This is a genomic window from Arthrobacter sp. D3-16, assembly GCF_054408515.1.
In genome coordinates this window covers 521,418-537,134 of sequence record NZ_CP096437.1, presented here as the reverse complement: position 1 = coordinate 537,134, position 15,717 = coordinate 521,418, and the positions used below count along the sequence as shown (strand labels likewise).

General features: G+C 64.9%; 14 protein-coding genes. 8 read left to right on the top strand and 6 right to left on the bottom strand.

Annotated features, from left to right (window positions below; translation table 11 throughout):
* Positions 1-20 precede the first annotated feature (20 nt).
* From M1D32_RS02580 to M1D32_RS02565, 4 genes are all read left to right on the top strand, one after another.
* A complete protein-coding gene (locus M1D32_RS02580; RefSeq protein WP_458780807.1) occupies positions 21-827 on the top strand; it encodes a DeoR/GlpR family DNA-binding transcription regulator in 807 nt (268 codons plus the stop codon).
* Positions 824-1,819, top strand: coding sequence for a 1-phosphofructokinase family hexose kinase (locus M1D32_RS02575; protein WP_458780806.1), 996 nt, complete (start codon positions 824-826; stop codon positions 1,817-1,819). The genes M1D32_RS02580 and M1D32_RS02575 overlap by 4 nt, the downstream gene beginning before the upstream one ends.
* Before the next feature lie 2 nt (positions 1,820-1,821).
* Positions 1,822-3,894 carry a PTS fructose transporter subunit IIABC gene (locus M1D32_RS02570; RefSeq protein ID WP_458780805.1) on the top strand — a complete coding sequence of 691 codons (2,073 nt, stop codon included), beginning with the start codon at positions 1,822-1,824 and terminating at the stop codon, positions 3,892-3,894.
* 63 nt (positions 3,895-3,957) lie between these two features.
* A complete protein-coding gene (locus M1D32_RS02565; RefSeq protein WP_013599585.1) occupies positions 3,958-4,236 on the top strand; it encodes an HPr family phosphocarrier protein in 279 nt (92 codons plus the stop codon).
* A gap of 167 nt (positions 4,237-4,403) precedes the next feature.
* Here the strand turns inward: M1D32_RS02565 and M1D32_RS02560 are convergent, their stop codons facing one another.
* From M1D32_RS02560 to ku, 3 genes are all read right to left on the bottom strand, one after another.
* A complete protein-coding gene (locus M1D32_RS02560) occupies positions 4,404-4,736 on the bottom strand; it encodes an SRPBCC family protein (RefSeq protein ID WP_458780804.1) in 333 nt (110 codons plus the stop codon).
* A gap of 87 nt (positions 4,737-4,823) precedes the next feature.
* Entirely contained in the window at positions 4,824-5,681 is an 858-nt protein-coding gene (locus M1D32_RS02555; protein ID WP_458780803.1) for a class I SAM-dependent methyltransferase, read from the bottom strand.
* A 252-nt stretch (positions 5,682-5,933) separates the two neighbouring features.
* On the bottom strand, positions 5,934-7,070 hold the full coding sequence (gene ku, locus M1D32_RS02550) for a non-homologous end joining protein Ku (protein ID WP_458780802.1): 1,137 nt from the start codon (positions 7,068-7,070) through the stop codon (positions 5,934-5,936).
* 40 nt (positions 7,071-7,110) lie between these two features.
* Here ku and M1D32_RS02545 point away from each other — a divergent pair, with 40 nt between their 5' ends.
* Positions 7,111-9,678 carry an ATP-dependent DNA ligase gene (locus tag M1D32_RS02545; protein ID WP_458780801.1) on the top strand — a complete coding sequence of 856 codons (2,568 nt, stop codon included), beginning with the start codon at positions 7,111-7,113 and terminating at the stop codon, positions 9,676-9,678.
* Between the two features lie 68 nt (positions 9,679-9,746).
* On the opposite strand, the gene M1D32_RS02540 is transcribed toward M1D32_RS02545, so the two are convergent.
* Both M1D32_RS02540 and M1D32_RS02535 read right to left on the bottom strand, forming a co-directional pair.
* A complete protein-coding gene (locus M1D32_RS02540; protein ID WP_458780800.1) occupies positions 9,747-11,048 on the bottom strand; it encodes an Nramp family divalent metal transporter in 1,302 nt (433 codons plus the stop codon).
* Between the two features lie 120 nt (positions 11,049-11,168).
* On the bottom strand, positions 11,169-12,104 hold the full coding sequence (locus tag M1D32_RS02535; RefSeq protein ID WP_458780799.1) for a dihydrodipicolinate synthase family protein: 936 nt from the start codon (positions 12,102-12,104) through the stop codon (positions 11,169-11,171).
* Positions 12,105-12,279: 175 nt separating this feature from the next.
* Between M1D32_RS02535 and M1D32_RS02530 the strand changes: the two genes are divergently transcribed.
* The 3 genes from M1D32_RS02530 to M1D32_RS02520 all read left to right on the top strand — a co-directional run bounded on the left by M1D32_RS02530 (position 12,280) and on the right by M1D32_RS02520 (position 15,133).
* A complete protein-coding gene (locus tag M1D32_RS02530) occupies positions 12,280-13,314 on the top strand; it encodes a LacI family DNA-binding transcriptional regulator (RefSeq protein WP_458780798.1) in 1,035 nt (344 codons plus the stop codon).
* 142 nt (positions 13,315-13,456) lie between these two features.
* Positions 13,457-13,882 (top strand): YciI family protein, encoded by a 426-nt coding sequence (locus M1D32_RS02525; RefSeq protein ID WP_458780797.1) that lies wholly within the window; start codon positions 13,457-13,459, stop codon positions 13,880-13,882.
* Between the two features lie 3 nt (positions 13,883-13,885).
* Positions 13,886-15,133 (top strand): RNA polymerase sigma factor, encoded by a 1,248-nt coding sequence (locus M1D32_RS02520; RefSeq protein WP_458780796.1) that lies wholly within the window; start codon positions 13,886-13,888, stop codon positions 15,131-15,133.
* A gap of 127 nt (positions 15,134-15,260) precedes the next feature.
* On the opposite strand, the gene M1D32_RS02515 is transcribed toward M1D32_RS02520, so the two are convergent.
* Positions 15,261-15,518 carry a hypothetical protein gene (locus tag M1D32_RS02515; RefSeq protein ID WP_458780795.1) on the bottom strand — a complete coding sequence of 86 codons (258 nt, stop codon included), beginning with the start codon at positions 15,516-15,518 and terminating at the stop codon, positions 15,261-15,263.
* Positions 15,519-15,717 lie beyond the last annotated feature (199 nt).

Below are 15,717 nucleotides of genomic sequence, written 5' to 3'. Positions count from 1 at the left end.
CCTTACGCAACGGAGGGTATGTGTTCGCCGAGGAGCGCCAGCAGAAGATCGCCGAGCTTGTAGCCGGCACCGGCCGGGTCAGCGTGACCCTCCTGGCCGAGCGCTTCCGCATCACCACCGAAACCGTCCGGCGGGACCTCGCCACCCTCGAGAGCGCCGGCACTGTCCGGCGCGTGCACGGCGGGGCTGTTGCCGCAGACCGCTTCAGCACCACGGAGGAAAGCGTCAACGAACGGGCCATCCAACGGCCCGACCAAAAGATCCGTATCGCCGAGGCTGCGCTGGCGCTCATCCCCCGCAACTCCCCTGGCAGCGTCCTCATCGACGGCGGCACCACCACGGAAGTGCTGGCGGACCTGCTCTCCCGGCGCACCGCCGTCGAGCGTGCTGACGGCGCAGAACCGCGGGCGGAACTGGTGGCCATCACCCACGCGGTCCCCATCGCCGGCAAGCTTTCGAGTGTTCCGGGCATCGCCCTTGAAGTCCTGGGCGGCCGGGTACGCGGAATAACGCAGGTTGCCGTCGGCCAGGCAACCGTGGAGGCCGCCGGCAGGCTCCGGCCGGACCTGGCCTTCATCGGTACCAACGGCATCCACCCACATTTCGGGCTCAGCACTCCCGATCCCGAAGAAGCGGCCGTCAAGGCTGCTTTCGTCCGTTCGGCCCGCCGCATTGTGGTGCTGGCCGATTCCTCCAAGCTGGACACGGAAACCCTGGTCCAGTTCGCCTCCCTGAAAGATCTGGACACCTTGATTACAGACAGCGAACCCGGCCCGGAATTGGCAGCCGCACTGGAAGAAGCCGGCGTAGATGTGGTGATCGCATGATCGTCACCTTCACAGCCAACCCGAGCCTGGACCGGACCGTGGCGCTCCCCGGCCCCCTCGAACGGGGCGAAGTGCAGCGTGCGGTCTCCGTCAGCCAGGAATCGGGCGGCAAGGGCGTCAACGTCTCCCGCGCGCTGGTGGCCTCCGGCCTGGAATCCGTGGCCGTCCTGCCCGGCGCGGGCAGTGACCCCGTCCTGGCCGGGCTGCGCGACAGCGGAGTCCCCTTCGTATCCCTCCCCATCAATGAGCCGCTCCGCACCAACGTTGCGCTCACCGAGCCCGGCGGTGTCACCACCAAGATCAACGAGCCCGGACCGCTGCTCGACGCCGACCAGCAGGAAGCCCTGATGAAGCTGTTGCTCGAGAGCTCCCGCGGTGCCAGCTGGGTGGTCCTTGCCGGGTCGCTTCCCCCGGGATTCCCCGCCGACTTCTACGCTACCGTCGCCCGCAGGATCCGCTCTGCGGGGAACGGAAACGCCCCGCAGATCGCTGTGGACTCCTCCGGTGCCCCTCTTGCCGCCGCCGTCTCCAGCGACGAGGCAGGCGATGGTTCGGGAAAACCGGACCTCCTTAAACCCAACGCCGAAGAACTGGCGGAACTGGCTGCTGCAGCCGGCTTCGCCTCCCCGGCCACCGCTGACGAACTTGAAGCGGACCCGGCTGCTGCCGCAGCAGCCGCCGCCGCCGTCGTACGTTCCGGTGTGGGTGCTGTACTGGCAACTCTCGGATCCAAGGGAGCTGTCCTGGTAACGGCCGACGGCGCGTGGCTGGCCACGCACCCGCCGGTCGCCGCGGTCAGTACAGTCGGCGCAGGCGATTCCGCCCTGGCCGGCTACCTGCTCGCCCACGGCCAGGGCGCCGCCCCGGCCGATTGCCTTCGCCAGGCTGTGGCCCACGGTGCCGCAGCCGCCTCCCTGCCCGGTTCCACAGTTCCGGCAGTTCACCAAACCACCCCGGATGCCGTAACCATCACGGCCCTTCGAAAGGATTGACAGTGACCCAGCTCATCACCACGGAACTGGTCGAGCTCGACCAGAACCTGGGCAACGCGCCCGAGGCGGTGATCCGGCACCTGGCAAGCAAGGTAGCTGCCGCCGGACGCGCAACAGAAGTCGAAGGCCTCTTCGCCGATGCCTATGCCCGCGAGCAGAAAACCGCCACGGGCATTCCGGGCGGCATTGCCATCCCGCACTGCCGCTCTGCCGCAGTCACGGAACCAACCCTGGCCATGGCCCGCCTCAACCCCAAGGTGGACTTCGGTGCCAAGGACGGCCCGGCGGACCTGATCTTCTTCATCGCAGCCCCGGACGGCGCGGACCAGGCGCACCTCAAGCTGCTGTCCAAGCTCGCCCGGTCCCTGATCAAGAAGGACTTCACCGCAGCCCTGCGCAACGCTTCCTCCCGCGAGGAGATCGTGGAACTGGTGGACGGCGCACTCGCTGATAAGCCGGCCGCCCACGCAGCCGCCCCGGCAGGTGCAGCCGCTTCTGCGGGCGGTACCCTGAACGCTTCCGGGCAGTCCGGGGCCTCCGCAGTGGCCGGGGCAGGCGACGGTGCAGGCGCAAGCTCAGCGCCCAAGCGTCTCGTCGCCGTCACGGCATGCCCCACCGGCATCGCCCACACCTACATGGCCGCCGATTCCCTGGTGGCCGCCGCCCAGGAAGCAGGCGTTGACCTGCAGGTGGAAACCCAGGGTTCCTCCGGCGCCAAGCCGCTGGACCCCGCCGTTATCGCCGCAGCCGACGCCGTCATCTTCGCCGTGGACGTGGACGTACGTGGCAAGGAACGCTTTGCCGGCAAGCCGGTGATCAACGCTCCGGTCAAGCGCGGCATCGATGAGCCCGCGAAGATGGTCCAGGAAGCACTGGCCGCCGCGGACAACCCACACGCCCGCCGGGTCCCGCACTTCGGTGCGGAGGAACAGGCCGAGCACGACGCCGAGGAGAAGGGCGAGCACATCGGCCAGAAACTGAAGCGGGCACTCCTCACCGGCGTCAGCTACATGATTCCGTTCGTCGCCGGCGGCGGCCTGCTGATCGCCCTCGGCTTCCTGCTGGGCGGCTACGACATCACCGAAGTTGCGGACACGGTGGTTGTAGAGAACAACTTCGGCAACCTGCCCGAAGGCGGCCTGACCACCTATCTCGGTGCAGTGCTGTTCAAGATCGGCGCGCTGTCCATGGGATTCCTGGTCCCTGCACTGGCCGGCTACATCGCCTACGCCATTGCCGACCGGCCAGGCATTGCACCCGGTTTTGTTGCCGGCGCAGTCTCCGGGTTCATGGGCGCAGGCTTCCTCGGTGGCATCGTCGGCGGCCTGCTCGCGGGCTACATGGCGCATCTGATCGGGACCTGGCAGGTTCCGCGCTGGCTCCGCGGCCTGATGCCCGTGGTGATCATTCCGCTGCTCGCTTCCATCTTTGCCTCCGGCCTGATGTTCCTTGTCCTCGGCGGTCCCATCGCAGGCCTGACGCTCGCCCTCAACGGCTGGCTTTCGGGGATGACCGGAGCGTCCGCCGTCGTCCTGGGCATCATCCTCGGCCTGATGATGTGCTTCGACCTTGGTGGCCCGGTCAACAAGGTGGCTTACGCCTTTGCTGTTGCCGGCCTGAGCGCCGGCAGCGCCGACAACCAGGCGCCGTGGCAGATCATGGCAACCGTCATGGCAGCGGGCATGGTCCCACCGCTGGCAATGGCTTTGGCCACGGTCCTGGACAAGAAGCTCTTCAGCCTGGCCGAGCGTGAAAACGGCAAGGCAGCCTGGCTGCTGGGTGCGTCCTTCATCTCCGAAGGCGCCATCCCCTTCGCCGCCGCCGACCCGCTGCGCGTCATTCCCGCCAGCATGGTGGGCGGAGCCCTCACCGGCGCACTGTGCATGGCTTTCAACGTCACGTCGCAGGCACCCCACGGTGGCCTCTTCGTCTTCTTCGCCATCGGCAACCTGCTGATGTTCGTGATCTCGATCATCGCCGGAACCATTGTCAGCGCGCTGGCAGTGGTTGCCCTGAAGCGTTGGGCTGCCCCCAAGAGCGCTGCTACGGTGGAGACCGTTCCAGCAACGGTCTGACCTGCCTCACCCACTACCTGTCCGGCGCTGAACGCCAGCCGCCTGGAAGACAAAGGAGCAAAAATGCCAGAACGCACAGCAACCGTCGCCAGCCGTGTGGGCCTGCACGCCCGCCCCGCCGCCATCTTTGCCGAGGCAGCAGGAGAATACGACCTGGACATCACCATCGCCCGCGAAGGCGAACCGGCCGATGAGGCCATGGACGCGGCCAGCATCCTTTCCCTCATGAGCCTGGGCGCCTCACACGGGGACGTGGTAGTCCTCCGCGCCGAAGGCGACGGCGCTGACACCGCCCTGGACCACCTGGTCCAGATCCTCGAAACGGATCACGACGCCGAGTAGCAGCCCCGCCGCCCAGGCAGCCTGGCAGCGGCCGCCGTCGGCCTTCCCCCTAAGGGATGTGCCCGACGGCGGCCGCTGCGTTTAAGCGCTCCCCTCCCCCAACCAAGTCGCAGTTAACGTTCTCATTTGCGCGAATGACGACCTTAACTGCCAGTCAGTTGGGCGGGTCAGCTGCGCTCGGAGAGCCTCTTGACATCCATCAGCAGCTGGTCCCACATCCCTTTGGAGTGCTGGGCCGCCTCCGCGCTCAGGTTGTTGTCCTGGGACAACACCAGCAGCGTGCGGCCGCCCTGGTCCTGAAGCGTCCACGTCAGCCTGTGATAGTTTTCCGGTTTGTCTTCCTGGCCTCCCAGCGGGCTGAAGTGGGTGTAAACGAGCTTCTGGCCGGGTTCTACTTCAAGGACCGTTCCCCTGTCCTGGTAGTCCTTACCCTCCCGGCTGCCACTCCAGGTGATGGCTCCGCCCACAGTCCAGTCCGTGCTGAGCTCGGTGCCGAACATAGATTCCCTTGTGGCGGCCGGGTCCGTGATGATGTGCCACACTTTCGCGGCGGTGCTTCTACAGTCACCGAGGACGTGGCGACGTCATCACCCCGCATTACCCTTGGCCTTTTTGGCGGTAAACAGCAGGTACTCCCACTCCATCTGAAATGGGGTGTCCCCATGCGCGTCGCCAAACGACTCAGCCAGGTCCGTCAGCGCCTTATCCAGCTCCTTTACCTTGTCCCCGTCCTCGGCAATGAACTTGTAGACGGAAATGGTGGGGCCGTAGTGCGACTTGAAGTAGCGCACGAAGTCCTCCGGCTGGTGGAAACTGTGCACCTCCAGGGACTTTTTCCGCGCGCTGGTTTCGGTGATCCTGTCACCGAAGAGCTCGCGGAGGTGGTCCTCGCTCCCCCACAGCGGTGCCGGCTGGGCACCCGGTGGCGGCGGCGGGGCGAACGGCTTCAGGGTGGCGAACATCCTGCCGATAAACCCCTCTGGGGTCCAGCTGAGAAGTCCGATGGTGCCACCCGGCTTGCACACCCGCAGGAGCTCGTCGGCTGCGGGCTGGTGATGGGGTGCAAACATCACGCCCAGGCAGGACATCACGGTATCGAACTCATCGTCACCGAAAGGCAGCGCCTCCGCGTCCCCTTCTTTCCATTCGAGCTCCACGCCGCGGTCCGCTGCCTGGTGGCGGCCGGCGTCGAACAGTTCAGGGGTGAGGTCGCTCGCCACAACCTTCGCACCCATCATGGCGGCGGGGATGGCCGCATTGCCCGCCCCCGCGGCGACGTCGAGAACCCGTTGCCGGGAGTTGATGCCGCAGGCTTCCACCAGGATGGCACCCAGCTCCGGAAGCAATTCGACCGCGAGCGCAGGGTAATCCCCTGACGCCCACATCGCGCGATGCTTCTGCTTGAGCGCCCGGTCCGCCTCGAGGATATCTGCTTGGTCATCCATGACTGTGCCTCTCTACTGTGCTGGTTCGTCAGTGAGTGAACAGCGCGCTGCGGCCACAGCGGAGGCTGCGATGCGACTCATTGTGAACTCGCCGAACTCAGCTGTAAAGAGAGCGGCCGTAAGGGAGCCAGCTGCAGAAGACCGCCAGAGTCAGGCCGATGATACGGAAGCGCCGGCTACCGAAAAGCAAGCAAGCTTAGTAGTTTCGTATTCATGGCATTAACCCCGGGAACAGACGCCGGCCACGGACCCTCACGCCGGCTTGCGCGTCCTGGTGCCCGTTGCCTTGCTGGTGGTGGTTTTGGCGGCCGGTTTGGCAGTGGACTTGGCCGCCGTGGACTTCGCCGCAGTGGATTTGTCCGCCGTGGACTTTGCTGTGCCGGTTTTGGCTGCGGTGGATTTTGCCGTAGCAGTCTTCGCCGCACTGGTCTTCGCAGCAGTCGATTTCGCAGCGCCGGCCTTGCTCTCACCCGACGTGGAATCAGTGGACTTGCTGGCGGTGGACCTCTTGCGCGCCGGCTTGGCGGCCTCTTCGTCGTCACCGGAAGCTTCATCACCCGAATCCCCGCTGCCCGAGCTGGCGGCGGAAGCATCGGACCCGCCCCCGCGTTTCCGGTCCAGGCTCCGTTTCAGTGCTTCCATCAGGTCGATGACTTCGCCCTTGCCGCCTTCGCCGGCTTCCACGCCGAAGGTTTCCTCGGTATCCAGGGAGTCCCCCTGCTCCAGTTTGGCCTCAATGAGCTGGCGCAGCTGCACCTGGTAGTCGTCGGTGAAGTGCGCGGGATCAAAGTCGGCCGCCATGGACTCCACCAACGCCGCGGACATGTCCCGTTCCTGCGGGGAGATCTTGATGGAGGCGTCCAGGGAAGGGAAGTTGGCTTCGCGCACCTCGTCCGGCCAGAGCAGGGATTGGAGCACCAGGACGTCGTCTTTGATCCGCAAGGCCCCCAGCCGGGTCTTTTCCCGCAGGGCGAACTGGACGATGGCCACCCGGTCTGTGTCCTCCAGCGCCCGGCGCAGCAGCACGTAGGCCTTGGGCGACTTGGAGTCCGGCTCCAGGTAATAGCTCTTCTCGAACATCATGGGCTCAAGCTGCTCGGACGGGACGAACTGCACCACTTCGATCTCGTGGCTGTTCTCCGCGGGGATGGCCTTGAGCTCGTCCTTGGACAGGATCACCGTCCGGCCGTCCTCCTCGTAGGCCTTTTCGATGTCCGAATAATCGATGACCTGGCTGCACACTTCGCACCTGCGCTGGTAGCGGATCCGGCCGCCGTCGGCATTGTGGACCTGGTGCAGACTGATGTCATGATCTTCGGTTGCGCTGTAGACCTTCACGGGCACGTTGACCAGGCCGAACGCGATGGCACCTTTCCAGATGGCTCTCATTCCCTAAGTCAACATCACGCAGCGCCGGAGGTGAAGCCCCGTGGCCGCAGCTAAGGAGCGTGTCCGGGTTGCGGGCAGGGAATTGACCCTCACCAACCTGGGCAAAGTCATCTATCCGGAGACCGGCACCACCAAGGCGGATGTGCTCGCCTACTACGCGGCGGTGGCCCACGTCCTGATCCCGGCTGCCGCCAACAGGCCGGCCACCAGGAAGCGGTGGGTAAACGGCGTGGGTACGGCGGGGAAGCCCGGCGAGGTGTTCTTCCAAAAAAACCTTGAGGACTCCGCTCCCGGCTGGCTGCCGCGGGCCGCCATAACCCACAAGGACCGGACCATCCACTATCCGATGGTCAACGACCCCGCTACCCTCACCTGGTTCGGCCAGATCAACTCCCTGGAAATACACGTTCCCCAGTGGCAGGTGGACTCCCACGGCAACCAGCTGAATCCGGACCGGCTGGTTCTGGACCTGGATCCCGGTGAAGGCGCCGGCCTCGAAGAGTGTGTGGAAGTTGCCCTTCTGGCCCGCTCAATCCTCGAGGACGTGGGCCTGGATCCCGTCCCTGTGACCAGCGGCAGCAAAGGTATCCATCTCTATGCAGCGCTTGACCGGAGCCAGACCTCGGATCAGATCTCCGCTTTTGCCCGCGAACTGGCACGCGCTTTGGAGGCGGACCATCCGGACCTTGCGGTCAGCGACATGAAAAAGACCCTGCGCAAGGGCAAGGTGCTGGTGGACTGGAGCCAGAACAACGCGGCCAAAACCACCATCGTCCCGTACTCGCTCCGCGGCCGTCCCACCCCGATGGTTGCCGCACCCCGGACCTGGCAGGAAATCGGCTCGCCGGGCCTGACGCACCTGGACTATCACGAGGTGCTGCAGCGGGTGCAGGAAGGCAGGGACCCCTTTGCCGCCGTCGTGGGCGCCGCCGGCCAGAACCCCGAGGTACGCAACGAACATCACGACGGCGACCCCCGCCTGGGCAAGTACCGCTCCATGCGCGACCCGCAGAAGACACCGGAGCCCTTCGCCGGCGCCTCCGGCAGCGGCGACGCCTTCGTTATCCAGGAGCACCACGCCAGCCGGCTTCACTTCGACCTCCGACTTGAGCGCGACGGCGTCCTGGTGTCCTGGGCCCTGCCCAAGGGCGTGCCGGAATCCGGCGGCAAGAACCACCTGGCCGTCCAGACGGAGGACCATCCGCTGGACTACCTCACGTTCCATGGCACCATTCCCAAAGGCGAGTATGGCGCCGGTGAGATGACCATCTGGGACACCGGCACGTATGAACTGCATAAGTGGATCAATGGCAGGGAAGTCATCGTTACGCTGACCGGTTCCGAAGGCGGCGGGCTGGGCGGCACCAGAAAGTTCGCCCTGATTCACACGGGCCGGGGGCAGGGCAAGGACTCCGAAGGGCAGTGGCTGATCCACCTCATGGACAGTGACCACCGCAGCAGCCGGCACCGCCATGCGCCGGCGCGGGATGAAGGACCCGACGAAATGGAAGACGAGGCTGAAGCGGCTGCAGAGGTGGGTGAAGGGCCTGCGGAGGCAGTGGACGCTATGAAGCCGGAGCAGGCAGCGGAACCGGAGGAAGAAGCCGAAGAAACCATTCCGGCGCCCCCTACTGCCGCCGCTTCCGCATCACCCGAGGATTACAGCCCCATGATGGCTACCTCGGGGACAACAGCAGATCTGCAGGGCAGCAACTGGCAGTTCGAGCTCAAGTGGGACGGTGTCCGTGCCATCCTCGTTGCGGACGAGGATGCAGTACGGATCTTCAGCCGCAACGGAAACGACGTCAGCAAGACCTACCCCGAGTTCACGGACAGGAACTGCTGGCCGCCCCAGCCATTCGTCGCGGATGGCGAGATCATCGCCGTCGGGCCCTCAGGCAGGCCGGATTTCGGCCTGCTTCAGGGGCGCATGAAGCTCACCCGGCCCGGCGACGTCGCGAAGGCGCGCAAGGCCATCCCCGTCCGGCTGATGCTTTTTGATTTGCTGTTTGACGCCGGCACGGACCTCCGCAGGCTGCCCCTCGCCAAGCGGCGCCACCGGATGGAGGAGTTCTTCAGCCCGTCGGACTGCCCGGTAGACCTTTCCACCGTGCTGGAAGACCGGGTGGAGCACATCCTGGAAAGCGCGCAGGAACTGGGCCTGGAAGGCGTGATGGCGAAGCGCACGGACAGCCGCTACGTCAGCGGGCAACGGACGCGCACCTGGATCAAGCTCAAGCTCGACCAGACTCAGGAGGTGGTGGTGGGCGGCTGGCGGCCGGGCAAGGGCGCCCGCCAGGACTCGGTGGGTTCACTGCTGGTGGGCATCCCGGAGGGACGGAACCTGCGCTACGTGGGCAGGGTGGGCAGCGGGTTCAGTTTCCGTGAACTGACGGAACTTCGGCAGACCGTGGACCGCCTCGCCAGGAAAACTTCACCGTTCCAGGAGGTCCCCCGCGAGGACGCGGCCGACGCACACTGGGTGGCTCCGCAGCTGGTGGGTGAAGTGACGTACAGCGAATGGACCGGAACCGGTCGGCTTCGGCATCCGGTGTGGCGCGGTTGGCGGCTCGACAAGGACCCGGCGGACGTGGTGGCCGAGGCATGACAAAGGCAGGAGCGCCCCCTGCATGTGCAGGAGGCGCTCCTTGTGGTTCCGATTCAGTGCAAGTGCTTTTAGCCGAGCAAGGTGGTGATGAGCCTGATGGAGGAGGCGATGATCGCGATGAGGCCGATGGCCCCGAAGAGGTTGTGCCACCACCTGTTGCGGAGATCGCCCATGACGGACCGCCTGTTGGCCATGATGACGATCAGGACGCCGAGCAGGGGTGCAATAAGGACCGTGAGGGATTGGGCGATGACGATCAGGGCCACGGGTGAGGACTGGAATGACAGGGTGATGATCAGGCCGAAGGCAAGGATCATGCCGGTGACGATCCGGGCGGCAGGCGATCCCGCCTTGGCGCCCCGGCCCATGGCGTCCGAGAGCATGGTGCCCCCGGCAGTGGCGTTGGCGATCATGGATGAAAAGGCTGCCCCGGAGAGGCCGAGGGCAAAGAGCATCGCGCCGACGGGTCCTGCGAGCGGCGTGAAAATGGATGCAAGGGCGTTGATGGTTCCGGCCTCGGCTCCGGTTTTGCCGAGGACTGCTGCGGCGACCATGATGACAAGGGCTGTCATGATGCCGGGGGCGACGATGCCGGGGATGGTGTCGACGAGGGTGATGTCGCGGTAGTCGGCGCGGGTGCGGCGGTGTTCCTTGATGCCGTAGGAGGTGTAGAAGGCGGCGTTGATGGAGAAGTTGGTGCCCACGAGGGCGACAATGAGGATCTCGCTTCCGGCGGGCAGTTGCGGGACCAGGCCTGCCATGGACCGGTACCAGTCGGGCTGGGCAACTACGGTGCTCGCTATGAAGGCGATCCCCATCAGGACCACGATGACCAGGAGGGCCTTTTCGACGATTCCGTAGACGTTCCTGAAGGCCAGGACGAAGCCGACAGCAACCGTACACACGACGGTCCACAGGACCGGGGATCCGCCGAAAATAAGGGAAAGTCCCAGCCCGGATCCGACGGCGTTTCCGACGGAGAACATCAGCGTGATGCCGAAGACGCCGAAGCCTGCCATGACGCCCACCCATTTGCCGAGGTCGTCTTTGATGGACGTGATCAGGGAAGTGGGTGTGGCGATGCCGAGCCTGACGCTCATATCGGTAAAGAAGATCATCAGGATGGTGGAGACGGCGATGACCCACACGAGGCTGTAGTCGAAGCGGCTGCCGGCCTGGACGGCGGTGGTCAGGTTGCCGGGGCCGAATTGCCAGGCTCCTACGACGAAGGCCGGCCCCATCAAGGCAAGGTAGCCGAGGAAAGTACGGTGCTTCTTTGTGGTGCCTTGGGCCGGGTTTCCTTGCTGGGTTGCCATCTGGTCTTCCCTGGTTCCGGGGTGGGTGATGGTCTTATTCTGCTGCTCTCGCATCGGCGAGTCCTCCTTATACAGCGACATTGCTGGGTCGTCGATGACCGGGTGGAGAGTAAAGAGTTGGGCACGGGTGGCGGGCGGTGGCCCGCCACCCGTGAGGATCCGGGGAAGAAGGGATCAGGCGCTGACGGTGACCTTGCCGATGTTTGCGGCAGCGAAGGCTTCCGCAATTTCGGTATCGGCGCCCTCGGGCAGGGGCAGGAGCGGGGTGCGCACTGTGGCGTGGTCGAGAATGCCGCGGTTCACGAGGCCCCACTTCAAGGCGACGGTGCCCTCCATGTGGGACCCGCGGTGGTAGACGTTCTTGGTCACCGGGAGCAGCCGCTCATGAATGGCGTGGGCACGCTTGTAGTCCTGTGCCTTGCCGGCCTCGATCAGTTCAACGAGGAGTTCGGGGGCGATGTTGCCGTAGCCGACGAGCAGACCGTCGACATCGAACATTGTCGGCAGCAGGTACTCGTCATGGCAGGACAGCACCTGCAGCTCGGGGTACGCGGCGCGAAGCGCGGGGATCTCGGTGTACCACCGGCGCATGTTCCGCACCCCGTTCTTCGTGGCAAAGACGCCTTCCTGGCCGGCGATCTCCAGCTGAGTGTCGAGGTCGTAGGTCGCCTTGGTGTTGTCGGGGTACTGGAAGAGGATCAGCGGCAGGCCGGACTCTTCATAGATCTCCTGGTAGCGCGACTGGGGCGCGCCCTTCTGGTATCCGAAGCGCAGCCACCCGTGCGAGGGGTAGACGAGACCAGCTGACGCGCCGGCCTCGACGGCCTTCTTGGCCTCGAGGGCCGCGGTCTTGTTGCCCTCCTTCGTGATGCCCGCCACGACCGGTACACGGCCGTCGGTCGACGCCACGAACGCGCGGATAAGGTCCAGCTGCTCCTCTTCGGTAAGGAACGTGCCTTCGCCGGCGTGCCCCAGAACGACGAGGCTCTTCACGCCCTCAATCGATCCGAGCCAGGAACCCAGACGCTGGATCGCCGCGAAGTCGACAGCGCCATCTTCGGTGAACGGGGTGACAGGTGCGGGGCTGAGTCCGCGGAGATCGATGGTCATTTCACTACCTCTTGTCTTCATTGATGGTCGGCAGTCCCGCTAATGTTTCTTCTCGGTGAGAACGTTTGCGGGAACGTTTTCAATATTGCAACGTGTTCCAGCTCACTGTCAAGAGAACGTTTGCAAAAAGGAGGAATAGAGTGTGTGTTACGCCCCTTTGGAGAGGAGAACCAGCATGGAACCGGCCGCCCCCGGCTCGATCGTCACACTGAAGGACGTTGCTGCGGCCAGCGGCGTGAGCATCTCCACCGCCAGCCGCGCGCTGGATGAACGGACGACGTCGCGTTCCGCATCAGCAGCCCATGTCAGGAAAATAGCGGAGGAGCTTGGCTATCGCCGCAACTCCTTCGCCTCCAACCTGCGCCGGGGGGAAACCCGGACCCTCGGCGTGCTCGTGCCGCGGCTCAGTGACACGGTAATGGCACTCATGTTTGAGGAACTCGAGCGGGCGGCGTCGGACCGCGGATACTTTGCAATGGTGGCCACCAGCGGCGATGATCCCGACGACGAACGGCGGGCAGCGGAAACGCTCCTCGACCGCAATGTCGACGGGCTGATCCTGGCCACTGCCCGAATAGACGACGACTTGCCCAAACACCTGCGTGAACGGGGAGTGGCGCACGCGCTGGTCCTTCGTACCGACGGGGTCAGCCCCTCGGCTCTTGGCGACGATGAGGTAGGCGGATACTTGGCAGTCCGGCATCTCATTGATCTTGGGCACCGTGACATCGGGGTAGTGACCGGACCTTCCTTTACTTCTACCGGGATAGCCCGCCTCGCCGGCGCCCGCAAAGCCCTGGATGGTGCAGGCATTGAGGCCCGGGAAGACTGGTTGATTGCCGCCGGCTACGGAATCGAAAGCGGGTTCTCCGCCGCGGAAACTCTGCTGGCCGGCGACTCGGGAAATCGTCCCAGCGCGGTGTTTGCCGCCAACGACAACCTGGCCATGGGGGCTATCGCCGCCGCCCACCGCCTCGGTATCACCGTGGGAGAAGACCTGGCCCTGGTCGGCTACAACGACATACCCCTCGCCTCCCGCCTTTCAACCCCACTCACGTCCGTGCGTGTGCCCCTGGACCAAATCGCAGGCAATGCGATCGACCTCATCGTGAACCCGGGCAAGGAACCCAAAATCCGGAAATCCCTGCCCACACTCATGCCCCGCCAGTCGAGCGGCTCACCTCGATATTCAGCACGGCAGGCGCCATAGAGGGGTCCCAGGTAGAAATACTTTGTGCCTGCGGGCATTCCTGAATAAAAATTTCCCTAGTCTTTGTCGATCCGGTGCCCGTCCGTTCGACGCGATAGTAGAAGGACGCATCAGGCGTTGTCACGTCAGAAGGAGAAGAACCGTGAAGTTCATGCTGATTATGCGCGCTACCGATGAGGCGAAAAGGGCATACGAAACGGCGGACATCGAACAGATCATCAACGCCATGGGCGCCTACAACGAATCCCTCATGAAGGCCGGTGTGCTGCTCGCCGGTGAGGGTCTCGCCGACGACATGAGCGAAGCTTTCGTTGTCGACTTTGCAGGCGAGAATCCCATTGTTACCGACGGCCCGTACGGGGAAACCCATGAACTGTTCAACGGATTTTGGATCATCCAGACTGCCAGCAAGGAAGAGGCGGTCCAGTGGGCCAGCCGCTGCCCCTTGGGCCCGGGCAACAAACTCGAAGTCCGCCGCGTGACCGATATGAGCGACTTTGAGGACTTCTCCGACAACGAGTTCCTGCAAAAGGAAGCCGGCTGGCGCGAGGAACTCAACCAGCCCTAGCCGATGGCCGATAAGGACCTGCCCACGCCGGCGATCCAGCGCACCCTGGACGCCGTGTGGCGGATCGAAAGCGCGCGGATCGTCGCCACGCTTGCCAAGGTGACTGGCGACGTCGGCCTGGCTGAAGACCTTGCTCAAGAAGCCCTGATCGACGCCCTGACACAATGGCCCGGGTCGGGCGTCCCGGATAATCCGGGCGCCTGGCTCACGGCCGTGGCTAAACGCAAGGCAATAGATGCCTGGCGCCGCCGGGAGCGGCTGGACGAGCGCTACCGCGCGATTGCCTCCGACCTCAGGGAGATGACCGAGGACCAGTGGCAACCGATCCCCGACGACGTGCTCCGGCTCGTCTTCATTGCCTGCCACCCTGTCCTCTCCCGTGAGGGGCAGGTCGCCTTGACGCTGCGAACGGTCGGCGGCCTGACCACCGAGGAGATCGCACGAATGCTGCTCGTTCCCGTCGCCACCGTCCAGCAGCGCATCGTACGGGCAAAGAAAACCCTGTCGGCGGCACAGGTTCCCTTTGACACCCCCGACCCTAACGAGTGGAACGGGCGCCTTAGCGCGGTACTGGCGGTGCTGTACCTGATCTTCACCGAGGGCTATGCCGCCACAACGGGTGACCGGTGGATCCGGACCGAGGTGGCCAATGAAGCGCTGCGCCTTGGCCGCGTGCTCGCCGGCCTGCTGCCGCGGGAGCCCGAAGTTCATGGACTCGTGGCGCTGATGGAGTTCCAGGCGTCCCGGTTCGCCGCGCGGATCAACCACGACGGCAGCCCGATCCTGCTCGCTGACCAGGACCGGTCACGCTGGGACAGGACACAAATTGGCCGTGGCCTTACATCCCTGGCCCGCGCCGATGCACTCGGACGCGGAAGGGGGAACTACTGCCTGCAGGCTGCCATCGCCCAGTGCCACGCGACCGCCAGCAGCTTCGAAGAAACCGACTGGAACAAAATTGTGCTGCTGTATGAAGCCCTGGGGCGCCTGGCACCCAGCCCCGTCGTCGAACTCAACAACGCCGTAGCGGTTTCCATGGCCACCGGACCTGCTGCCGCCCTGAAGATGGTGGACCGCCTCGTTGCCGAAGGTGCCCTCCGCCGCTCGCACCTGCTGCCCAGCATCCGGGGCGAGCTGCTCACCAAGCTCGGGAGAACCGACGAGGCCAAATCAGAGCTGCTTAAGGCAGCCGCACTCACGGCCAACGAACAACAGAAGGCTGTTCTGCTCGCCAAGGCAGCCAGCCTCTGATCCCTGGGGAGCTCGTGGCGGGCCAACGCTGGCACCACGGGCTGCACAAGATGGGGACACCGGATATCCGGTGTCCCCATTCCTTACGGTCCTGCGACGTCAGTGTCCTCCGTTTGTCTGAGTGTCCTCAGGATGAGTGCGGCATCTGTGGCCGGCTGGTGCGGTGGACCGCCGTGACGGCCGCCCCCTGCCCCATCAGTCCGTGGCCGGAACCGCGTTCCTTGGGATGCCGCCGCTTCCCGTTACCGTCGGGCCACCTTTGCTGCCCGGCTGCTCCCAAGGGAGACAGCGGGGCCGCCGCGCCAGGCATGGCGGGGGCGTCCATTGCCTCCGCCAGGTGGCTCGCCAGCTCCGGCGCGATGTGCTTCTTGTTTTCGTCAGCCATTTGTTCTTCCTTTCCCGCAATGAAATGAAGTGCTGCCAACCGAGGCCAGTCAGGGTCTTATGTGACTGTCGGAGCGGCCGGCCACGCCTGGCCGCAGGCGTCCGCCTACCTAAAAAGAAAGTGTTCCCATGGCACAACCTTAGGGAAGCGCCGGGCACCTGTGAACCCCCATAAGGGAGGTGGGGAAAAGGACGCCGGC

What these genes read in the sequence shown, in the direction of transcription:
- M1D32_RS02575 (WP_458780806.1), top strand. Translation starts at nt 824, where the DNA reads ATGATCGTCACCTTCACAGCCAACCCGAGCCTGGACCGGACCGTGGCG.
- M1D32_RS02520 (WP_458780796.1), top strand. Translation starts at nt 13,886, where the DNA reads ATGGCCGATAAGGACCTGCCCACGCCGGCGATCCAGCGCACCCTGGAC.
- M1D32_RS02530 (WP_458780798.1), top strand. Translation starts at nt 12,280, where the DNA reads ATGGAACCGGCCGCCCCCGGCTCGATCGTCACACTGAAGGACGTTGCT.
- M1D32_RS02540 (WP_458780800.1), bottom strand. Translation starts at nt 11,048, where the DNA reads ATGCGAGAGCAGCAGAATAAGACCATCACCCACCCCGGAACCAGGGAA.
- M1D32_RS02560 (WP_458780804.1), bottom strand. Translation starts at nt 4,736, where the DNA reads ATGTTCGGCACCGAGCTCAGCACGGACTGGACTGTGGGCGGAGCCATC.
- ku (WP_458780802.1), bottom strand. Translation starts at nt 7,070, where the DNA reads ATGAGAGCCATCTGGAAAGGTGCCATCGCGTTCGGCCTGGTCAACGTG.
- M1D32_RS02555 (WP_458780803.1), bottom strand. Translation starts at nt 5,681, where the DNA reads ATGGATGACCAAGCAGATATCCTCGAGGCGGACCGGGCGCTCAAGCAG.
- M1D32_RS02515 (WP_458780795.1), bottom strand. Translation starts at nt 15,518, where the DNA reads ATGGCTGACGAAAACAAGAAGCACATCGCGCCGGAGCTGGCGAGCCAC.
- M1D32_RS02535 (WP_458780799.1), bottom strand. Translation starts at nt 12,104, where the DNA reads ATGACCATCGATCTCCGCGGACTCAGCCCCGCACCTGTCACCCCGTTC.
- M1D32_RS02565 (WP_013599585.1), top strand. Translation starts at nt 3,958, where the DNA reads ATGCCAGAACGCACAGCAACCGTCGCCAGCCGTGTGGGCCTGCACGCC.